General features: G+C 72.4%; 16 protein-coding genes. 8 read left to right on the top strand and 8 right to left on the bottom strand.

What is annotated here, in order from left to right; genetic code table 11:
- Positions 1 to 47: 47 nt before the first annotated feature.
- The 7 genes from O7612_RS12920 to O7612_RS12890 all read left to right on the top strand — a co-directional run bounded on the left by O7612_RS12920 (position 48) and on the right by O7612_RS12890 (position 8,287).
- Positions 48 to 1,871 (top strand): hypothetical protein, encoded by a 1,824-nt coding sequence (locus O7612_RS12920; protein WP_282273893.1) that lies wholly within the window; start codon positions 48 to 50, stop codon positions 1,869 to 1,871.
- A gap of 230 nt (positions 1,872 to 2,101) precedes the next feature.
- Positions 2,102 to 3,106, top strand: coding sequence for a PHB depolymerase family esterase (locus tag O7612_RS12915; protein ID WP_282273433.1), 1,005 nt, complete (start codon positions 2,102 to 2,104; stop codon positions 3,104 to 3,106).
- Between the two features lie 58 nt (positions 3,107 to 3,164).
- A complete protein-coding gene (locus O7612_RS12910; RefSeq protein ID WP_282273431.1) occupies positions 3,165 to 4,340 on the top strand; it encodes an ABC transporter ATP-binding protein in 1,176 nt (391 codons plus the stop codon).
- Positions 4,337 to 5,164, top strand: coding sequence for an ABC transporter permease (locus tag O7612_RS12905; protein ID WP_282273429.1), 828 nt, complete (start codon positions 4,337 to 4,339; stop codon positions 5,162 to 5,164). The genes O7612_RS12910 and O7612_RS12905 overlap by 4 nt, the downstream gene beginning before the upstream one ends.
- Before the next feature lie 50 nt (positions 5,165 to 5,214).
- Entirely contained in the window at positions 5,215 to 6,072 is an 858-nt protein-coding gene (locus tag O7612_RS12900) for an inositol monophosphatase family protein (RefSeq protein WP_282273427.1), read from the top strand.
- The gene (gene cysD / locus O7612_RS12895; protein ID WP_282273425.1) at positions 6,069 to 6,983 is read left to right on the top strand and encodes a sulfate adenylyltransferase subunit CysD; all 915 of its coding nucleotides are present in this window, start codon (positions 6,069 to 6,071) and stop codon (positions 6,981 to 6,983) included. Before O7612_RS12900 ends, cysD begins: the two co-directional genes overlap by 4 nt.
- Complete coding sequence (locus O7612_RS12890; protein ID WP_282273423.1) at positions 6,983 to 8,287, top strand: GTP-binding protein; 1,305 nt, start codon at positions 6,983 to 6,985, stop codon at positions 8,285 to 8,287. The genes cysD and O7612_RS12890 overlap by 1 nt, the downstream gene beginning before the upstream one ends.
- Positions 8,288 to 8,418: 131 nt before the next feature.
- Here the strand turns inward: O7612_RS12890 and O7612_RS12885 are convergent, their stop codons facing one another.
- From O7612_RS12885 to O7612_RS12850, 8 genes are all read right to left on the bottom strand, one after another.
- Positions 8,419 to 9,990, bottom strand: coding sequence for an FAD-dependent monooxygenase (locus tag O7612_RS12885; RefSeq protein ID WP_282273421.1), 1,572 nt, complete (start codon positions 9,988 to 9,990; stop codon positions 8,419 to 8,421).
- 103 nt (positions 9,991 to 10,093) lie between these two features.
- Positions 10,094 to 10,714: a TetR family transcriptional regulator gene (locus O7612_RS12880; RefSeq protein WP_282273419.1), complete on the bottom strand. Its 621-nt coding sequence runs from the start codon at positions 10,712 to 10,714 to the stop codon at positions 10,094 to 10,096.
- 60 nt (positions 10,715 to 10,774) lie between these two features.
- The gene (locus O7612_RS12875) at positions 10,775 to 11,743 is read right to left on the bottom strand and encodes a hypothetical protein (RefSeq protein ID WP_282273417.1); all 969 of its coding nucleotides are present in this window, start codon (positions 11,741 to 11,743) and stop codon (positions 10,775 to 10,777) included.
- A 37-nt stretch (positions 11,744 to 11,780) separates the two neighbouring features.
- Entirely contained in the window at positions 11,781 to 12,320 is a 540-nt protein-coding gene (locus tag O7612_RS12870; protein WP_282273415.1) for a hypothetical protein, read from the bottom strand.
- Positions 12,321 to 12,377: 57 nt separating this feature from the next.
- On the bottom strand, positions 12,378 to 12,908 hold the full coding sequence (locus O7612_RS12865; protein WP_282273413.1) for a hypothetical protein: 531 nt from the start codon (positions 12,906 to 12,908) through the stop codon (positions 12,378 to 12,380).
- 123 nt (positions 12,909 to 13,031) lie between these two features.
- The gene (gene katG / locus O7612_RS12860) at positions 13,032 to 15,308 is read right to left on the bottom strand and encodes a catalase/peroxidase HPI (protein WP_282273411.1); all 2,277 of its coding nucleotides are present in this window, start codon (positions 15,306 to 15,308) and stop codon (positions 13,032 to 13,034) included.
- Positions 15,309 to 15,331: 23 nt separating this feature from the next.
- Positions 15,332 to 15,760 (bottom strand): Fur family transcriptional regulator, encoded by a 429-nt coding sequence (locus O7612_RS12855; protein ID WP_282273409.1) that lies wholly within the window; start codon positions 15,758 to 15,760, stop codon positions 15,332 to 15,334.
- Between the two features lie 86 nt (positions 15,761 to 15,846).
- A complete protein-coding gene (locus O7612_RS12850; RefSeq protein WP_282273407.1) occupies positions 15,847 to 17,397 on the bottom strand; it encodes a glycoside hydrolase family 43 protein in 1,551 nt (516 codons plus the stop codon).
- A gap of 594 nt (positions 17,398 to 17,991) precedes the next feature.
- On the opposite strand from O7612_RS12850, the gene O7612_RS12845 reads away from it, so the two are divergent.
- Positions 17,992 to 20,844, top strand: a complete 2,853-nt coding sequence (locus O7612_RS12845; RefSeq protein WP_282273405.1) for a glycoside hydrolase N-terminal domain-containing protein — start codon at positions 17,992 to 17,994, stop codon at positions 20,842 to 20,844.
- Positions 20,845 to 20,950 lie beyond the last annotated feature (106 nt).

The raw sequence follows: 20,950 nt of genomic DNA, 5'->3' as shown, positions 1-20,950 counted from the left end.
GGGGCCCGGGACGGGTGTCCGCCTTCCTTCGGAAAGAGAGATAGTTGGTGAATCCACTCCGGATCTCCGCGCGACGGTTGTCGACCGTCGTCGCCGTACTCGGACTCGGGTCGGTGTTGGCGGTTCCCTCGGCGGCGCTCGGCGTGCCGCTCGACGCCGCCGACGCGGCCAGCGTGGCCGGCACGCACCAGGGCAGCCCGCAACTGCTCGCCAAGGCCCAGCCGGACGAGTGTTTCGCCGGGATCGGCCTGCCGTATCCGGCCGGCCCGCCGTGCGCCACCGGCCAGGCCAAGGTCAACCAGGCGTACCTGTGGGGGATGACCCGGGTCGGCAAGACGCTGTGGTTCGGCACCGGAGCGAACGTCAACTGTCTGACCAGCGGCCGGGCGTTGCGTAACACCACGCCGACGGTCAACGACGACTGGGTCTGCGAGTACGGCGAGAGCCAGGTCGCCAAGCGCAACCCGCAGCTGCCGGCGATCCTCGGTGACCACCGCCAGCCGCGCCTCTACACCTACGACACCCGCGCCAACAAGCTGACCGAGAAGACCGACCTGGTGAAGGCGGCCTCCACCGACGACGCCAACCGGTTGCAGACCACGGCCGGCATCCGGGCGGCCGGCAACTTCGGCGGGGTGGCGCTGCTGGGCGGCCCGGCGCTGGGCACCAGCGTCAACCTGTTCGCCTTCGACACCGACACCGGGGCCTTCCTCGGGTCGCGCAACTTCCCCATGTACGGCAACATCCGGCACTTCACGGTGGCCGGTGACGCGCTGTACGCCGGGGTGGGCGTCGGGGCCAACGGCGGTGAGCGCGGCAACGTGCTGCGGTGGACGGGGAGCAAGTCCGACCCGTTCGCCTTCACGGTGGTGGCGAACCTGCCGGCGCAGGCCGCCGACCTCACCGTCCACCAGGGACGGCTCTTCGTCACCACCTGGCCGGGTTCGGACGCCGAACTGGCCGGGCCGACCGCCGGTGCCGCCGCGCCGACCACGAGCATCGCCGCGGTCTGGATGAGCCCGCCGCTGGCGTCGGGTGCGCCGGGGCTCAACCCGGAGGACGCCGACGGCTGGCAGCAGGTGTGGAGCGCGTCGTCCTACGAGCCGGACCCGGTGATCGCCCGCGCCTACGCCCTGGGCGGTCTGGCCTCCTACGGCGGGTTCCTCTACTGGGGCACCATGCACGTGCCGATGAAGGCGACCACCCTGCACATGACGACGTACCCGCCGGCGGACGACACGGCGGCCCAGGCCACCATCCAGAACACCCAGCGGTCGATCAGCATCTACCGGGGACGTAACTTCGGCTCCCACTTCGAGAAGGTCGAGCTGCTGTACGGCGCGTCCGAGCTGCCCGCGTTCGACCCGGCGGCCAACGGCGGGGCCGGGGCGTGGGCGTTGCAGTCGACGCACCAGACGCCGAAGTTCGGGCCGCCCGGTTTCGGCAACCCGTACAACAACTACACCTGGAAGATGGTGGTGGCCGGCGGGAAGCTCTACGTCGGCACGATGGACTGGAGCTACCTGGCCAAGCAGCTGGGCAAGGAGACCGCCGCCGAGCTGGGCCTGTCACCGGCGCTGGCCGACGACCTGGCCCGGGCGCCGATGGACGCGGCCGGGTCGCGGTCCAGTGCCCTGCCCGAGGCGGTCTACGGCGGTGACCTGTACGCGTTCCCGTCGCCGACGAAGCCGGCGACGACGGTGGACAACACCGGGTTGGGCAACTACCTGAACTACGGCATCCGGAACATGGTCGCCGAGGGGGCCACCCTCTACCTGGGCATGGCCAACCCGATGAACCTGCGGGCCAACCCGAACGACGACGTTCCCGAGGGCGGCTGGGAGCTGATCCGGCTCCGGGGCGGCTACTGAGATTCGGGTCGTCGGCCCGGTGACAGCGCCGTCGCCGGGCCGGCGACCTCCTCCCCGTGGGACCGGCGTGACGCGTGGCCTGCCGGCGGGGTGCTCCGTGCCCGTTTGCCGAATCCTGGCGCGTCCCTGACGTTCCTCGAACATTCCCGGGCGAAAGTACATTTATGATGCCTTTTACCGCATTTCGTGATGAAGCCGGGCGGAGTCGTCGCCAGCCGGCGGTCCGGCTCGTGGGGACGCTCGCCCTGCTCGTCGCCCTGACCGCACCCGCCGGGTGCAGTCCCGACCGCCGGGACGCCGCGCCCGTCGGCACGGGATCCGACCCGACGGCCAGCGCCCCGGCCACCGGCGACGCCCGGCCGGCACCGGACATGCCCGTCGGCAGCTCCACCCACGACCTCACGGTGGACGGTCGGAAGCGTACCTACCGGCTGTACCGGCCCGCCTCGGCCGACCTCACCAGGCCGGTCCCCCTGGTGGTGATGCTGCACGGCGCGGCCGGCACCGGCGAGCAGGCCGAGCAGGCGTACGGCTGGACGGGGCAGGCCGACCGGGGTGGTTTCCTGGTGCTGTTCCCGGACGGGCTGAACCGGGCCTGGGCGGTCGGCCCGCAGTGCTGCGGCGCACCCGCCCGGGACGGCGTCGACGACGTCGCCTTCATCACCGAACTGGTCGCCACCGTCGGCCGGGAACTACCGGTCGACCCGGCCCGCCGGTACGTCACCGGGATCTCCAACGGCGGGCTGCTGGCGTACAAGCTGGTCTGCGACACCACGACGTTCGCCGCGATCGGCGCGGTGGCCAGCACCCTGACCGGGCAGTGCCCCGCCCCGAAACCGGTCTCGGTGCTGCACATCCACGGCCGCCAGGACCAGACCATGCCCTACGGCGGCGGCCCCGGCCGACGCGACAACGGCGGCACCGGCCGCAACCCGGTGAAGATCGACGGCCCACCCACCCCCGAGCTGGCGGCCCGCTGGCGGTCCGTCGACTCCTGTGGCGCCCCGACGGTGACCACCGACGGGCCGGTCACCCGGGCCACGGCGAGCTGTGCCCAGGGTCGCGCCGTCGAGCTGATCACCGTCGCCGACGCGGGACACCAGTGGCCCGGCGGACGGCCCAACCCGCCCCGGGCGGAGAAGCTGCTCAACCTCGATCCCCCCTCCACCGCGCTGAACGCCACCGACACGATCTGGCGGTTCTTCGCCGCCCACCCCCAGCCCACCGGCGGCTGACCGGCACCGTCGCCCGCCGCCAGCACCGCCGCACCCGCACCCCAGGACAGGAGTTGAGATGCCCAGCAGAGACGGGCCGGCAGTGGTCGAGGTCGACGATCTCGTCAAGCGATACCCCCGGGCCGACACCAACGCGGTCGACGGGCTGTCGTTCACCGTCGCGCCGGGCGAGATCTTCGGGCTGTTCGGGCCGAACGGGGCCGGCAAGTCCACCACCGTCGGCATCCTGACCACCCGGCTGCGGGCCACCGGCGGCCGGGCGGTGGTCGGCGGGGTCGACGTCGGCCGGGATCCGGCCGCCGCCCGCGCCCAACTGGCCGTGGTCCCCCAGCACAACAACCTGGACCGGGCGCTGACCCCCCGGCAGAACCTCGTCTACCACGCCACCTACCACGGGGTGAAACGGCGGGACGCGCAGGAGCGCGCCGCGGAGCTGCTGGAACGGTTCGGCCTCACCGACCGGGCCGACCGGAAGATCGAGGCGTACTCGGGCGGGATGGCGCAACGGTTGATGATCGCCCGCGCGCTGGCCCACGAACCGGTGGTGCTCTTCCTCGACGAGCCGACCAACGCCCTCGACCCGCAGACCCGCCTGTTGATCTGGGGTCAGCTCCGCGAGCTGCGCCAGCGGGGGGTGGCGATCGTGCTGACCACCCACGCGATGAACGAGGCGGCCCGGGTGGTCGACCGGGTCGGCATCGTCGACCACGGCCGGTTGCTCACCCTCGACACCCCGACCAACCTGGTCCGGGGCCTGGCCGGGGACGCGCTGCTCGATCTCACGGTCACCCCGGCCGGCGGGGACGACCCGGACACGCTCTGCGCCGCGCTCGGCGAGCTGACCGGCGTCCGCAAGGCGGAACGGGTGGCGACGCCGACCGTGCCGGCCGGGTGGCGGCCGGGTGCCGGCGGGGCCGGGCTGGCCGGGGTCGGGGCGGGTGGCGCCGGCATGCTGGCCGCGCTCGCCGCCGGGGGCGGCGGTGGCCGTCCCGGTGCCGGCCGGCTGGCCGCGCTGGCCGGCGCGGGCCTGCTCGGGCGGGGCGGTGCCGCGGCGGGCAACGGCGGTCGCGGCCGGCTGCGCATCCGGCTGCACCTGGCGGGCGATCCCGCCGCGCTGCTCGGCCCGGTGGTGACCGCGCTGGCCGCCCGGTCGGCGGCGATCAACGCGGTCGACATCGGCGAACCCAGCCTGGAGGACGTCTTCATCGAACTCACCGGAAGGCAACCGCGGTGACCGCTCTCGACACCCCCACCCCGCTGCGCCCGACGCACCAACCATCCTCCCGCCCGGGGACCGGCCGGGTGTTCGCCGCGGTGCTGCGCCGCGATCTGATGGTCACCGGCCGGGAACTCTGGATCATCCTGGTGCAGGTCGGGCTGACCCCGCTGTTCATGCTCTTCGTCTTCAACACCGTCCTCGGCAGCCAGGGCCTCGTCGGACGCGGCTTCGCCGACGTGTTCCTGCCGGGCATCATCGCGCTGGCCGCCCTCACCACCGCGTTGCAGAGCGTGGCCCTGCCGCTGGTGAAGGAGTTCGGCTTCACCATGGAGATCGAGGACCGGCTGATGGCGCCGCTGCCCACCGGGTACGTCGCGATCGGCAAGCTGGTGATCGCGACCATCCGAGGGCTGCTCGCGGCCGTGCTGATCTACCCGCTCGGCGCGCTGATGGTCGGCTCCGCGCCGTGGCGGCCGGCGGGACTGCCGCTGGCCTTCGTGGTGGCGCTGCTCGGGGCCTGGATCGGCGGGGCCATCGGGATGAGCCTGGCCACCACCCTGCCGGTGCAGCGGATCAACGTGACCTTCTCGCTGATCCTCACCCCGATCATCTGGACCGGCTGCATCCACTACCCGTGGCCCCGGCTGTCGTCGGTGCCCTGGTACCAGGTGGTCACCGCCCTCAACCCGATGACGTACGTCTCGGAAGGGGTGCGCGGGGCGCTGCTGCCCGGCGTGCCGCACCTGCCGGCGTGGGTGTGCCTGACCGTGCTGACCGGGGTGGCCGTCGTGCTGACCTGGGTCAGTGTCCGCTGCTTCAACCGCCGGGCGATCCAGTGACCACGCCCGTCCCGGTTCCACCCCCGTACCCGACCGGCCCAGGAGTTGCCATGGCAGACCCGACCCCCGCCGAATCCGACGCGGCGCTCGCCCGCCGGCTCGCCCTGCTCGCCGGAGAGCTGCTGCTGCGGGTACGCGCCAGCCACGGTCACGCCGATCCCGCCGCGTTGAAGGCGGCCGGCGACCGGGCGTCGCACGACTTCCTCCGGGCCGAGCTGGCCCGGTGGCGGCCGGCCGACGCGGTGCTGTCCGAGGAGGACGAGGACTCCCGGCTGGTCGACACCGGCGACGGGGTCTCCCGGCGCACCGCCGACCGGGTGTGGATCATCGACCCGTTGGACGGCACCCGGGAGTTCTCCGAGTCGGGGCGGTCCGACTGGGCGGTGCACGTGGCGCTCTGGGCACGGGACGCGCGGACGCCGCACGGGCTGGTGGCCGGGGCGGTCGGGTTGCCGGCGCAGGGCCGGGTGCTGGCCACCGACGTGCCGGCACCACCACCGGGCGAGCCCGGCCCGGTGATCCGCCTGGCGGCCAGCCGCAGCCGTCCCCCCGCCTTCCTGGCCGAGCTGGCCGGGGAGGTGGGTGCCGAGCTGGTGCCGATGGGTTCGGCGGGGGCGAAGATCGCGGCGGTGGTGACCGGTGAGGTGGACGCCTACATCCACGCGGGCGGCCAGTACGAGTGGGACTCCGCCGCCCCGGTGGCGGTGGCCACGGCGGCCGGGCTGCACGCGTCCCGCATCGACGGCTCGGCCCTGACGTACAACGAGGCGGATCCGCGCCTGCCGGACCTGCTGGTCTGTCGCGGCGAGCTGGCCACCCCGCTGCTCGCCGCGCTGCGGCGGCAACTGGCCGGCACGGCGGTCCCGTCCGGCTCCCCCGTCCCCCATCCCGGAAAGGACCCGCGATGAGCAGCGAACCGGCTGCGTACCAGGTCTCCCAGCTCGACGAGCTGGAGGCGGAGAGCATCTTCGTGATGCGTGAGGTGGTCGCCGAGATGGAGCGGCCGGTGCTGCTCTTCTCGGGTGGCAAGGACTCGATCGTGATGCTCCGGTTGGCGCAGAAGGCGTTCGCGCCGGCGAACATCCCGTTCCCGGTGATGCACGTCGACACCGGGCATAACTTCCCCGAGGTGCTCGACTACCGCGACCAGCGGGTCACCGAGTTGGACCTGCACCTGATCGTGGCGAGCGTGCCGGAGGCGCTGACCCGGGGCCTGGTCAGGGAGTCCGGTGACGGGATGCGGAACCGGATCCAGACGCCGGTGTTGTTGGACGCGGTGGAGAAGCACCGGTTCGACGCGTTGTTCGGTGGGGCGCGGCGGGACGAGGAGAAGGCGCGGGCGAAGGAGCGGGTGTTCTCGTTCCGGGACGAGTTCGGGCAGTGGGATCCGAAGAACCAGCGGCCGGAGTTGTGGTCGTTGTACAACGGTCGGCACCATCCGGGTGAGTCGATCCGGGTGTTCCCGTTGTCGAACTGGACCGAGTTGGACATCTGGCACTACATCGCGCGGGAGCGGGTGCCGTTGCCGTCGATCTACTACGCGCACGACCGGGAGGTCGTCGAGCGCGACGGCATGTTCTACGCCGTCAACGAGTTCTTCACCCCCCGGGCCGGTGAGGAGCCGTTCACGGCCCGGGTCCGGTACCGCACCGTCGGGGACGCCTCCTGCACCGCCGCCGTCCGCTCGGACGCGGACACGGTGGAGAAGGTGATCGAGGAGGTCGCGTCGACCCGGATCACCGAGCGGGGCGCGACCCGGGGCGACGACCGGGTCAGCGAGGCCGCCATGGAGGACCGCAAGCGGGAGGGCTACTTCTGATGAGCACCGACATGCTGGCACCGGCCGGCTCCCCGACCGAGGCCCGGCCGATGGACCTGCTGCGGTTCGCCACCGCGGGCAGTGTCGACGACGGCAAGTCGACCCTGATCGGGCGGCTGCTCTACGACACGAAGTCGTTGTTCACCGATCAGTTGGCGGCGGTGGAGGCGGTCAGCGCGGCCCGGGGTGACGAGTACACCAACCTGGCGTTGCTGACCGACGGTCTGCGGGCCGAGCGGGAGCAGGGCATCACGATCGACGTGGCGTACCGCTACTTCGCCACGCCCCGCCGCAAGTTCATCATCGCCGACACCCCGGGGCACACCCAGTACACCCGCAACATGGTCACCGGTGCCTCCACCGCCGACCTCACCCTGGTGCTGGTGGACGCGCGGAAGGGGCTGGTGGAGCAGTCGCGGCGGCACGCGTTCCTGTGCTCGCTGCTGCGGGTTCCGCACCTGGTGCTGTGTGTCAACAAGATGGACCTGGTCGACTTCTCGCAGGAGGTCTTCGAGCAGATCGCCGACGAGTTCACCGCGTTCGCGGCGAAACTCGACGTGCCGGACCTGACCGTGGTGCCGGTGTCGGCGTTGCAGGGCGACAACATCGCCACCCGCTCGGAGAACATGCCCTGGTACGAAGGCCCGTCGCTGCTGCACCACCTGGAACGGGTGCACATCGCCTCGGACCGTAACCTGGTCGACGTCCGGTTCCCCGTGCAGTACGTGATCCGCCCGCAGTCGACCACGGTCACCGACTACCGCGGCTACGCCGGTCAGGTCGCCTCCGGCGTCCTCAAGCCCGGCGACGAGGTGATGGTCCTGCCGTCCGGGTTCACCAGCCGGATCAGCGCCGTGGAGACCGCCGACGGACCGGTCGACGAGGCGTTCCCCCCGATGTCGGTCACCGTCCGCCTCACCGACGAGATCGACATCTCCCGCGGCGACATGATCTGCCGACCCCACAACGCCCCCACCCCGACCCAGGACATCGAGGCGATGGTCTGCTGGATGGACGAGACCCGACCGCTCCAGGTCGGCGGCAGGTACACCATCAAGCACACCACCCGTTCCGCCCGCGCCATCGTCCGCGACCTGCACTACCGCCTCGACATCAACACCCTGCACCGCGACGAGGCGGCCGGTGAGCTGAAACTCAACGAGATCGGCCGGATCCGGCTGCGCACCACCGTGCCGCTGCTGGTGGACGACTACCACCGCAACCGCACCACCGGCGGCTTCATCATCATCGACGAGGCCACCAACCGCACCGTCGGCGCCGGCATGGTCATCCAGCGGGACTGACCCCCGCCACCTGCGGGTCGGCCCGGCGGCTCCCACCGCCGGGCCGACCGTCAGGGCCGACCAGGACCGGCCGTCAGGCAGACCGGCCCCGACGGTCAGGGCCGACCCGCCGGGCCGACCGGCGTCGACCGTCAGGGCCGGTCGGGGCGCGGTGGCCCGAACCAGCGGGTGAGGGCGGCGGGCAGCCCGTCCCCGTCCGTCCCGGTCCCGGTCGACTGCCAGGCCACGTAGCAGTCGGGACGCAGCAGCAGGGCGGTCGACGCCCCGCCGTCGGCCACCCCGGCGGGCAGGGCGGTCCGCCCCGGGTCGGGCTCGAACCGGCCGGTGAGCACCTCGACCCGGTCCCGCCACGGCTCGGCCGACGGGGCGAGGACGCCGGTGGGGTCGAGCAGCAGTGCCCGGGCGGAGCGGGTCAGCTCGGCCAGCCGGACCGGTCCGGCGTCGGTACGCAGCACCAGGTCGGGTGCCCAGCGGCCGACCAGCGGCCCGTCCGCTCCCCCCATCGCGTAGCGGACGTCCGCCCCGGCCAGCAGGGCGGCGACGTGGGCGGCGTTCGCCGGTTCGGCGAGCAGTTCACCGAGGAGCACCCGCAGCGCGGTGACCTCACTGCCCGGGGCGATCAGCGCCGACTGGGCCTGGGTCGACATGGTGACCCGCAGGGCGACCGGGCGGCGTTCCTCCTCGTACGAGTCCAGCAGCCCGTCCGGGGCCCAGCCGTGCAGCTCTGCCGCCAGCTTCCAGCCGAGGTTCACCGCGTCCTGCAACCCGAGGTTCAGCCCGGGACCACCGATCGAGGAATGCACGTGGGCGGCGTCGCCGAGCAGCAGCACCCGGCCGGCACGGTACCGTTGCGCGATCCGGGTGTTGCCGCCCACCAGGCGTCGCAGCAGGTGCGGGCCGGCACCGGGCGGCGGGTCGACCGGGACCTCCACGCCCAGCACCCGGGCCACACTGGCCCGCATCTCGGCGAGGGTCAGCGGGCCGTCGAACGCGGTCGAGGCGGGCCATTCGATCGTGGTCAGGCTCGGTGGGCGGCCGGGGAAGGGTGCCCACACGATCAGGCCGTGTTCGGTGCGGGTGTGCCGGAACGGCGCGACGGTGCCGTACCCGGGGACCACCAGCCCACCGGTCGACGGGTCGACCAGCTCCGGGGGCGGGCCGACCTGGGCGGTCCGGGAGACCGTGCGGTCGGTGGACACCCCGGGGAAGGCGATCCCGGCCAGCCGGCGCACGACGCTGTGCCCGCCGTCGGCGCCGACGAGGTACCGGCAGCGCAGGACGGTGCCGTCGGAGAGGGTGACCCGCACGGCGTCGGCCTCCTGGGCCAGCCCGGTCACCTCGCACCCGCGCCGGACCGGCACGTCGAGTTCGGCCGCCCGGGTGGCGAGCACCCGTTCCAGGTCGCGCTGCGGCACCGGGAGCAGGTGCAGCGGGTTGTCCGTCACCGCCCTGAGGTCCAGCGGCAGCGCCCCGAAGACGAACTCCGGCTGCGGTCGGGGTGGACCCGGGTCGTCGCCGAGGCGCTGGTACAGGCCACGTCGGTCGAGCATCCGGACCACCTGACCGACCAGGCCGTTGGCCCGTTGTTCGGTGGTGGGCGTCGCCAACCGTTCACACACCACCGGCCGGATCCCGGCCAGGGCCAGTTCGGTGGCGAGCAGGAGGCCGTTCGGGCCGGCCCCGACGATCACGACGTCATGCATGACAGGTTCCCTTTCCACGGGCACGGTCGACCCACCCGTCGGCGGGGCCGTGGGCAGGGCAGGGTGGAGCGCTTCGGTGGGACGTCCGGAAGGTGCCGGCGCGTCAGCGCGGCGCGGGCGGCGGGAGGCCGGCCGCGAGCTGGGTCAGTGCGTCGGAGAGCAGCCGTTGCACCGGGACCGGTGGGTCGGCGCGGACGAAGTGTCGTGTCGCCGCGTTGACGGCGGCGCTCACGCTGGCCGCGACCAGGTGTGGATAGAGGTCACGCCCCAGGTCGGTGCCGGTGCGCTCGGCGACGGCCGCGGCCAGTTCGGCCTCGGCGAGCGCGCCCGCCCGCAGCATCTCGCCCTGGAGCGCCGGCTCGGCCAGCATCACCCGCAGACCGTCCGCCCACTCGGTGGGCGAGTCCGGTGGCCACTGCCCGACCTCCGGCCCGGGGGTGAACTGGGCCATCGCCGCCGCGATCAATGCCGTCCAGAGAGGTTCCCCGGTCGGCCGTCGGCGCAGCGCCTGTGCCGTGCGTCGGCTGCGGTCGAGGTGCCGTGCGGCGATCGCCTCGGCCTTGCTGGAGAAGTAGTTGTTGAACGTGCGCGGGGATACGCCTGCGGCCTGGGCAATGTCCTCCACCAGGACGTTGTCGAAGCCACGGGCCACGGTCAGACGGATGGCGGCCCAGCTCAGCGCCGCCCTGGTCGCGTTCTTCTTGCGCTCGCGTAGTCCGCTCACGACATCAGCATACAGAAAGGTGCGCGGCACGCAATATTACGTGCCGCGCACTTTTTCCGCTCAGGCAGTCACCGCCGGACTCGCCCGGCCCCGGCGGCGGAAGGCGTAACCGGTGAAGAGGAGCAGCACCACCGCCGACGTGACGAGACCACCGGTGAGCACCAGGCCGGAGTGGTCCGCACCGGTCGCGGCGGTGGCCGGGTGCCCGCTGAAGGAGACCGTGCCCGTCGCGGTACGCCGGGTCCAGCCGCTGGCGAGGTCGAGGCGGGCGTTCCACGGGCCGTCCGGCAGCCGGGGATCCAGCAGCACCCGGACGGTGGTGGTGGCCCCGAGGGCGAGCGTGTCGGCCTCGGCGCGCACCGGTCCGACCGACAGCCCGCCCGGGCCGTCGGTGAGGCGTAGCTGGCCGGCGAGGTCCAGCGCCCGTCGGCCGGTGTTGCGCACCTCGGCGGTGACCACCGGCGCACCGTCGCCGTCGCGGTCACCGGCGAGCCCCGTCACCTCGAAGCCCGACGGCGGTTCGCCACCCGGCCCGACCGACAGGTACACCCGGATGCCGGCCCGGCCGATGTTGCGCACGTTCTGCCCGTCGACGGTGGACACCTCGGCCCAGATGACCGCGTACCGTTCCCCGGCGGAGGCCTTCTCCGGCACCGTGATGGTGACGGTGAGCACCGACTCGTCGTCGGGCTCCAGCTCCACCTCGTCGCTGTCGATCGTGATCCAGCTGCTCAGCTCGTTCGGCGTCCGGTCGGGCGCGAAGACGAAGCCGGTCCGGTCGACCTCGGCGGCGGCCGGGTAGACGGCGATCTTCCGCTCGATCTCCGAGACGTTCTCCACCACGATCCGCCGCTTGATGGTCGTCCCGGGGTGCACATGGTCGACGATGTACTTGTGCGCGCGGCTGTCGTCGCGCCGGTTGACCGGGGCGTCGAGCAGCCGGATGCCGACCGCCGCGGCCGGGCCGCTGAAACTCGGGCTCGGCGGGGGTGACGGCGACGCGGCAGAGGCCGGCGTCCCGGCGGTCACCAGGACGGTGACGGCCAGGACGACGGCACGGAGTCGGTCAGGCCACCGAATGGGTGATCACCCCCGTGTAGAGGCCGCCGACGGCCGACGGCGGGAGGGTGATCCGGAGGCTGGGGTTCCAGGTGGCCGAGTTGTTGCCGCTGCCGGAGGTCTTGGAGAAGGCCGTCCGGGGCAGGTTCAGTGTCACCGCGTCGGCCGAGGTGGGCTGGCCGGGCACGAAGGTGCCGGTGCCGGTGGTGGAGAGCGCCGGGCCGGACCAGTACTCCACCAGGTTGGGCAGGATGGTCTCCTCACCCGAGCCGCCGCCGGTGGTGAACGCGGTGCTGGTCACCGACGCGGTCCAGGTCGCCGAGAGCGCCGCCCGGCTGTCGGTGACCGTGACGTTGCCGAGCGAGCCGGTGATGGTGGAGCCGGCGAAGGCCGCGCCCAGGTTCACCGAGGCCGGCACGGTGATGTCCAGGTTGGCGGTCGACACGGTGAAGGTGACGATGGTGTCGCCCGACGGGGCGGCGGCGGCGGGCGATGCTACGGCGAGCACCGCTGCCCCGGCGGCCAGGGCGAGCAATGGCTTCTTCATGACCACCACGCTAATGACTGAACGCCCCCATAAGGCGCATTCATCGCGAATCACTCATTAGGCGACAGAGTGGGTGATGGTGCCGGTGTACACGCCCCCCACCGCCGCGGCGGGGATCGCCACCCGGAGGGTGGGCGCCCAGCTCACGCTGTTGCGCTGGTTGCCCGAGGTCTTGGTGAACGCGACCCGCGGCACGGACAACGTCACCGCCTGCGCGGCGGTGGCCTGACCGGGCACCTTGGTGCCGCCACCCGACTGCTTGGTCACCGGACCCGACCAGTAGGAGACCTGGGTGGCGGCGATGGTCTTGCCCGCGCCACCGCCGGCGGTGATGAACACCGTGGTGGACACGGTGGCCAGCCAGGTGTTCGGGTTGGTCGTCCGGGTGTCGTTCACGGTGACGGTCCCCAGCGAGCGGCTGAGGGTGGTCCCGGGCACGCCGGCACCGAGGCTGGCCGCGGGGGGCACGGTGATGTCCAGACCGACCACCAGCGCCATCGCCCACACGCGGGGAACGGGTGCCGCGCCGGGCGGTGCGACACCACCCACGAGCAACAACGGGCTGACCAGGGCTGCCAGGAGATGCACAGACAGCACTATAGGGTGTTTTTTGGTCTTTTGTCCAATATGAAGTGCCGCTCACCCCACTATCCGCCCCCGGAACAGGGCGTGCCCCGGCCGATCGGCCGGGGCACGCACAGCAAGGTCGGGTCAGGACAGGTCGAACCGGTCCAGCTCCATGACCTTCGTCCAGGCCGCCACGAAGTCGGTCACGAACTTGGTGCCCGCGTCCTGGCTGGCGTAGACCTCGGCGAGGGCGCGCAGCTGGGAGTTGGACCCGAAGATGAGGTCGACCGCGGTGGCGGTCCACTTCACCTCGTCGGTGGCCAGGTCCCGGATCTCGTAGACGTGCTCGTCGGACTCCGACGCCTTCCACCGGGTGCCCGGGGAGAGCAGGTTGGCGAAGAAGTCGTTGCTGAGCACCCCCGGCCGGTCGGTGAGCACGCCGTGCGCCGTGCCGCCCACGTTGTTGCCGAGCGCCCGCAGGCCGCCGACGAGGACGGTCATCTCCGGCGCGGTCAGGTTGAGCATGTACGCCCGGTCGACGAGCAGCACCTCCGGCTGGGTCTTCTCACCCGGACGCAGGTAGTTGCGGAACCCGTCGGCACGCGGCTCCAGCACGGCGAACGACTCGACGTCGGTCTGCTCCTGGCTGGCGTCGGTGCGGCCCGGCCGGAACGGCACGGTCACCTCGACACCCGCGGCACGCGCGGCCTGCTCGACGGCGGCCGAGCCGGCCAGCACGATCAGGTCAGCGAGGGAGATCTTCGCGCCACCGGCGGCGTTGAACTCCCGCTGGATCCCCTCCAGGGTCGCCAGCACCGTCGCGAGCTGCTCGGGCTGGTTGACCTCCCAGCTGCGCTGCGGCTCGAGCCGGATCCGCGCGCCGTTGGCGCCACCGCGCTTGTCGGTGTGCCGGAAGCTCGCCGCGGAGGCCCAGGCGGTGCTGACCAGCTGCGCGGTGGTCAGGCCGGAGTCGAGCACCTTCGCCTTGAGGGCCGCGACGTCGGCGTCGGAGACCAGCTCGTGGTCGACGGCCGGCACCGGGTCCTGCCAGAGCTGCGGCTCGGCGACCCAGGGGCCGAGGAAGCGGCTGACCGGACCCATGTCGCGGTGCAGCAGCTTGTACCAGGCCTTGGCGAACGCCAGCGCGAACTCGTCGGGGTGCTCCAGGAAGCGCCGCGAGATCTTCTCGTACGCCGGGTCGACGCGCAGCGACAGGTCGGTGGTGAGCATCGTCGGCCGGTGCTTCCTGGCCGGGTCGTGGGCGTCCGGGATGATCGCCTCGGCGTCCTTGGCGACCCACTGCTTGGCCCCGCCGGGGCTGGTGGTCAGCTCCCACTCGTAGCCGAAGAGGATCTCGAAGAAGCGGTTGCTCCACTGCGTCGGCCGGTCGGTCCAGGTGACCTCCAGACCGCTGGTGATGGTGTCGCCGCCCTTGCCGCTGCCGTGGGTGCTCAGCCAGCCCAGGCCCTGGGCCTCCAGCGGGGCGCCCTCGGGCTCGGCCCCGACGTGGTCGTCGGCGACGCCCGCGCCGTGGGTCTTGCCGAAGGTGTGCCCGCCGGCGATCAGCGCGACGGTCTCCTCGTCGTTCATCGCCATCCGGCGGAAGGTCTCCCGGATGAAGTGCGCCGCCGCGAGCGGGTCGGCGTTGCCGCGCGGACCCTCCGGGTTGACGTAGATGAGGCCCATCTCGGTCGCCCCGACGCCGGCCGCCATCTCGGTCTCCGAGGCGTAACGCTCGTCGCCGAGCCAGGTGTCCTCCGGACCCCAGAAGATCTCCTCGGGCTCCCACACGTCCGGCCGGCCGAAGCCGAAGCCGAAGGTCGTGAAGCCCATCGACTCCAGGGCCACGTTGCCGGCGAGCACCAGCAGGTCGGCCCAGGAGATCTGCTGGCCGTACTTCTGCTTGACCGGCCAGAGCAGCCGGCGGGCCTTGTCCAGGTTGGCGTTGTCCGGCCAGCTGTTCAGCGGCGCGAACCGCTGCCCGCCGTCACCGGCGCCACCGCGGCCGTCCTCGATCCGGTAGGTGCCGGCGGCGTGCCAGCTCATCCGGATCATCAGGCCGCCGTAGTGGCCGAAGTCGGCCGGCCACCAGTCCTGCGAGGTGGTGAGCACCTCGGTGATGTCCCGCTTGAGCGCCTCGACGTCGAGCTTGGCGAACTCCGCTGCGTAGCTGAAGTCCTCGCCCAGCGGGTTGCCCTTGGCCGAGTGGGCGTGTAGGACCGACAGGTCGAGCTGGTTGGGCCACCAGTCCCGGTTGGTACGCGGACGCCCTCCGGTCTTCGGCTTCGGGGAATCGATCGCCGGGTTCTCGCTCTCGCTACCCTGCGCGGTCACCGAGTCGTGCGCGACCGGGCAGCCGGCCGCCGCCTTCTGGTCCACGCCCTGCGCGCTGGCGGGGACGTTGTCCTGGGTGTCGCTCATGAACTTCCTTCCGAACTGGTGGATCACTGGGAGGTGCGGTCGGTCGCGCAGTCGGGGCAGGTGCCCCAGTAGACGACCTCCGCCTCGTCGATCACGAAACCGTGGTCGTCCGAGGGGGTGAGGCAGGGCACGTGACCGACGGCGCAGTCGACGTCGGCGATCGCACCGCAGGAACGGCACATGACGTGGTGGTGGTTGTCCCCCACCCGCGCCTCGTAGCGGGCGGGCGACCGGTCCGGCTGGATGCGCCGCACCAGACCGGCCTCGGTGAGCGCCCGCAGCACGTCGTAGACCGCCTGGTGGGAGACCGTGGGCAGGTCCGACCGGACCAGCGCGATCACCGTGTCGGTGTCGACGTGCGGGTGGTCACGCAGCGCGGCGAGCACGGCCAGTCGGGGCCGCGTGACGCGCAGCGAGGCCGCCCGCAACTGTGCCTCGAGGTCGGTCGCCATGGCACGACCCTAGCCCGCTGTTCTGGAGCAAATCAAGTTTAGCCACCGGCGCGTCGCCGCCCCGGTGGACCGGCGGCGGGAGCGGGTCAGCCCGCCGGGTGGTAGGCGAACCAGTCGAACGCGGCGCTGCCCGCGGTGACGTACATGCCGACGACCCGGCCGGTGAAGCCGGCGGCGACCTCGGTCGACAGGTACCGCCCGTCGAGTTCGGCCAGCACGGCGTCGCCGTCCGGTTCCGCCACCTCGAACGTGATCATGTCGCAGCCGGCGGCGCGTACCCCCCAGGGGGCCGTCCCGGCCGTCAGCTCGGCGGCGGAGGTCACGGTCGGCGGGTAGACGTCGTGGGTACGGGTGGCCACCGTCAGGACCAGCGGGCCGTCCGGCACGGCGCGGGAGGCGAAGACCTGCCGGAACGGGCCGACCCGGCCGACCACCCGGACGGTGCCGGCCGCCACCTCCAGGTCGTAGTGGTGCGCCTCGTCGATCCGGACGGTCAGCCCGGCGGTGCCGTCACCCGGGTCGACCCGGACGCTGACCCGGCAGTCGTGGTGCCGCTGCCGCACCGCCACGATCGTCGCCCCGGCACGGTCGAGGGTCGCGCCCGTGGCGTACAGGGTGAGCCAGCCCGGCCGGGCGGTCAGCGACCAGGAACCGTCGGGCCGGTGGCGCGGCGAGATCCACTCGGGTGCCAGGACGGTCGCGTCGAAGTCGTCGCGGTAGGCCCCCGGGTCGGCCGGGGCGGCACCGGCCGGGGCGCTGCCCGGCGGGGCGGCGGTGAGTTCCCGGACCGGGTCGACGACCGGCCAGCCGTCGACCCAGCGCACCGGGGCGAGGAAGGTCTCGCGGCCGAGGACGTGGTAAGGCGGCCACTGGCCCCTGGCCCGGATGCCGAGCAGCACCAGCCACCAGCTGCCGTCGACCGCCTCGACCAGGTCGGCGTGCCCGGTGGCCTGCACGGGCAGGTCGGTGCTCCGGTGGGTGAGGATCGGGTTGGCCGGGGCGGGGGTGAACGGGCCGCGCGGGCTGCGCGAGCGGGCCACGGAGACCGCGTGGCCGGTGTGCGTGCCGCCCTCGGAGAGCAGCAGGTACCACCAGCCGTCGATCCGGTAGAGGTGCGGCGCCTCGGGGTACTGGCCGCCGGTGCCCGACCACAGCCGGATCGGCCCCTCCAGCACCTCGCCCCGCTCCGGGTCGATCCGGTAGGCGTCCACCCCGGAGGTGGTCAGCCAGCAGTTGCCGTCGTCGTCCCAGGCCAGCGACGGGTCGACGTGTGGCAGGTCGAGGTAGACCGGTTCCGACCACGGGCCGGTGACCTCGGACGCGGTGACGATGAGGTGCCGGCCCCGGCTGACATTGGTGGTGACCAGCCAGAACCGACCGTCGTGGTGACGCAGGGTCGGCGCGAAGACACCCCCGGAAGCCGTGGTGTCCGGGGGCAGCTCCAGCTGGCCGGGCCGGTCGAGGATGTTGCCGATCTGCCGCCAGTTGACCAGGTCACGGCTGTGCAGCAGCGGTACGCCGGGAACGTACTCGAAGCTGGAGCAGACGAGGTAGTAGTCCGCGCCCACCCGGCAGACACTCGGGTCGGGGTAGAAGCCGGGGACGACCGGATTGCGGTAGGACGGTCCGGCGGGCACCGGGCGTCACCTCCCCTTCGGCGGTCGTCGACCACACCGGACGGCGCCACGTCGGTCGGGGACGACGCCCTCGACCGGAAATGTTCACGTTCACGGCCTGTCCGCCGGATGCTACGGAAGTCGCCGGACGGGTTCAAGGCCCGCACCCCGGAGCGGGCTTGGGAGGCCGGCGGGACCGCCCGGATCCGGCGAGGAACATTCGCGCAACATGAGCGTCATATCTTGACGGGAACCCCAGGAATCCACGAGAGTCCATATAAGGCGAGATGGTGCGCCGCCGGGAGCCCGACGCGCCGTCGCGGCGTCCCCGGGTGCCGGCGTCAGGGTGCGCGGGGCCGCGTCTGTTAACGCTAACAGCGACGTTCCGGTCGCCGGCCGGGCGACGACCCACCCGACCGGGCCGGGCGGCGACCGGTGGTGTCCCCGATCGCGGGCCGGCCCACGACGCCGGTCACCCCGTCCCGCCCCGATGTCGGCCCACCCCGCCAGCCCGTACCACCGACAGGAGGCATGGCACGGCACCCTGGCCGCCGGCACGCCCACGACGTTCGGCCCACCCGCACCCGCCACCGATCCGTACCGCTGGGAGAGACCATGTCTGAAGTGACCCGAAGGAACGTCCTCAAGGCCGGGGCGGCGGGGGCCGGTGCCGCGCTGGTCCCGGTCGCCTGGACCGCCACGGCCCGCGCCGACTCGGCAGCGCCACCGCGGGTGCTGGCCGCGAACGACCTGGCCCTGTGGTACGACGAGGGAGCCGGCACCGACTGGCTCCGCGCGTTGCCGATCGGCAACGGACGGCTCGGCGCGATGGTGTTCGGCAACGTCGACACCGAACGGCTCCAGCTCAACGAGGACACCGTCTGGGCCGGTGGACCGTACGACTCGGCCAACACCCGGGGCGCGGCCAACCTGGCCGAGATCCGGCGACGGGTCTTCGCCGACCAGTGGACCTCGGCGCAGGACCTGATCAACCAGACGATGATGGGCAACCCGGGTGGTCAGCTCGCGTACCAGACCGTGGGCAACCTGCGGCTGGCGTTCGGGTCGGCCAGCGGGGCCAGCCAGTACGTCCGCACCCTCGACCTCACCACCGCCACGGTCACCACGACCTACGTACTCAACGGCGTACGGCACCAGCGGGAGGTGTTCGCCAGCGCACCCGACCAGGTGATCGTGGTGCGGTTGACCGCCGACCGGGCCAACGCGATCACCTTCTCCGCCACCTTCGACAGCCCGCAGCGCACCAGCGTGTCGAGCCCGGACTCCGCCACCATCGGACTGGACGGCATCTCCGGCAGCCAGGAGGGGGTCACCGGCTCGGTACGGTTCCTGGCCCTGGCCAACGCCGCCGCCACCGGGGGCACGGTCAGCAGCTCCGGTGGCACCCTGCGGGTCTCCGGGGCCACCAGCGTGACCATCCTGATCTCGATCGGGTCCAGCTACGTCAACTACCGCACCGTCAACGGCGACTACCAGGGCATCGCCCGCACCCGGCTCAACGCCGCCAAGGGCGTGGCGATCGAGCAGTTGCGCAGCCGGCACCTGGCCGACTACCAGGCGCTGTTCAACCGGGTGAGCATCAACCTGGGGCGTACCGCCGCGGCCGACCAGACCACGGACGTGCGGATCGCGCAGCACGCGAGCAGCAACGACCCGCAGTTCGCCGCGCTGCTGTTCCAGTTCGGCCGGTACCTGCTGATCTCCTCCTCGCGGCCGGGCACCCAGCCGGCGAACCTCCAGGGCATCTGGAACGACTCGCTGACACCGTCCTGGGACTCGAAGTACACCATCAACGCCAACCTGCCGATGAACTACTGGCCGGCCGACACCACCAACCTGTCCGAATGTTTCCTGCCGGTCTTCGACATGGTGAAGGACCTGACGGTGACCGGGGCGCGGGTCGCCCAGGCACAGTACGGCGCGGGCGGCTGGGTCACCCACCACAACACCGACGCCTGGCGGGGCGCGTCGGTGGTCGACGGGGCGCTGTGGGGCATGTGGCAGACCGGTGGGGCCTGGCTGGGCACGCTGATCTGGGACCACTACCTGTTCACCGGCGACCTGGGCTTCCTCCAGGCGAACTACCCGGCGCTCAAGGGTGCCGCCCAGTTCTTCCTCGACACCCTGGTCGCCCACCCGACGCTGGGCTACCTGGTGACCAACCCGTCGAACTCGCCGGAGCTGCCGCACCACTCGAACGCCAGCGTCTGCGCCGGCCCGACGATGGACAACCAGATCCTGCGGGACCTGTTCGACGCCGCGGCCCGCGCCAGCGAGACGCTCGGGGTGGACACCACCTTCCGGTCACAGGTGCGCACGGCCAAGGACCGGCTCCCCCCGACCCGGGTCGGCTCCCGGGGCAACGTCCAGGAGTGGCTGGCCGACTGGGTGGAGACCGAGCGGAACCACCGGCACGTCTCCCACCTGTACGGCCTGCACCCCAGCAACCAGATCACCAAGCGGGGCACCCCGTCGCTGTACGAGGCCGCCCGCAGGACCCTGGAACTGCGGGGCGACGACGGGACCGGCTGGTCCCTCGCCTGGAAGATCAATTTCTGGGCCCGGCTGGAGGACGGCGCCCGCGCCCACAAGCTGCTGAAGGACCTGGTCCGCACCGACCGGCTCGCACCGAACATGTTCGACCTGCACCCGCCCTTCCAGATCGACGGCAACTTCGGCGCCACCTCCGGCATAGCCGAGATGCTGTTGCACAGCCACACCGGCGAGCTGAACGTGCTGCCCGCGCTGCCGAGCGCGTGGGCCACCGGTCAGGTCGCCGGCCTGCGGGGTCGCGGCGGATACACCGTCGGCCTGCGCTGGACCAGCGGTCAGGTCGACGAGATCGGCGTACGGGCCGACCGGGACGGCACGCTCCGGCTGCGGTCCCGGCTGTTCACCGGCAGCTTCACCCTGGTCGACGTCGCCGACGGCAGCACGCCGACCACCACCCGCCCGGAGACCGACGTCGTCCAGTTCGCCGTCCGCGCCGGTCGTACCTACCGGGCGGCCCGGCCCGGCGTGACCCCGACCCCGACCGCCACGCCCACCGCCACCCCGACGCCCACCGACACCCCCACCCCGGTCCCCACCACGCCGACGCCCACGCCGACCACCCCGGCCCCGACCACCAGCCCGCCCGCCCCCTCGGGCGCCCGGGCGACGTACGCGGTGACCGGCTCGTGGTCGGGCGGCTTCCAGGCCGAGGTCACCGTCACCGCCGGCGCCACCGCGATCCGGGGGTGGACGGTCTCCTGGTCGTTCCCCAACGGGCAGTCGATCAGCCAGATCTGGGGCGGCTCGCACACCCAGAGCGGAGCCAACGTGACGGTGCGCAACGTCGACTACAACGGCACGTTGGCGGCCGGCGCGTCCACCACCTTCGGCTTCATCGGCACCGTGAACGGCACCAACAACGCACCGACGAACCTCACCTGCACGACGACCTGAGCGGACGGGGGACGCGCGCCGTCGTCGGACCCGCCCACGGGCCGGTCGGGGCGACGACGCGCGTCCGGCCCCTCCCGGAACGCACGAACCCATCACTGTGGAACGG

Source organism: Micromonospora sp. WMMD987, from assembly GCF_029581435.1.
Taxonomy (GTDB): domain Bacteria; phylum Actinomycetota; class Actinomycetes; order Mycobacteriales; family Micromonosporaceae; genus Micromonospora; species Micromonospora rifamycinica.
The sequence above is the reverse complement of the archived record's forward strand: the minus strand, read 5'-3'. Positions and strand labels throughout refer to the sequence as shown.

Coding starts and splice junctions, on each gene's coding strand:
- O7612_RS12885 (WP_282273421.1), bottom strand. CDS start 9,990: ATGCATGACGTCGTGATCGTCGGGGCCGGCCCGAACGGCCTCCTGCTC.
- O7612_RS12900 (WP_282273427.1), top strand. CDS start 5,215: ATGGCAGACCCGACCCCCGCCGAATCCGACGCGGCGCTCGCCCGCCGG.
- O7612_RS12855 (WP_282273409.1), bottom strand. CDS start 15,760: ATGGCGACCGACCTCGAGGCACAGTTGCGGGCGGCCTCGCTGCGCGTC.
- katG (WP_282273411.1), bottom strand. CDS start 15,308: ATGAGCGACACCCAGGACAACGTCCCCGCCAGCGCGCAGGGCGTGGAC.
- O7612_RS12910 (WP_282273431.1), top strand. CDS start 3,165: ATGCCCAGCAGAGACGGGCCGGCAGTGGTCGAGGTCGACGATCTCGTC.
- cysD (WP_282273425.1), top strand. CDS start 6,069: ATGAGCAGCGAACCGGCTGCGTACCAGGTCTCCCAGCTCGACGAGCTG.
- O7612_RS12845 (WP_282273405.1), top strand. CDS start 17,992: ATGTCTGAAGTGACCCGAAGGAACGTCCTCAAGGCCGGGGCGGCGGGG.
- O7612_RS12870 (WP_282273415.1), bottom strand. CDS start 12,320: ATGAAGAAGCCATTGCTCGCCCTGGCCGCCGGGGCAGCGGTGCTCGCC.
- O7612_RS12890 (WP_282273423.1), top strand. CDS start 6,983: ATGAGCACCGACATGCTGGCACCGGCCGGCTCCCCGACCGAGGCCCGG.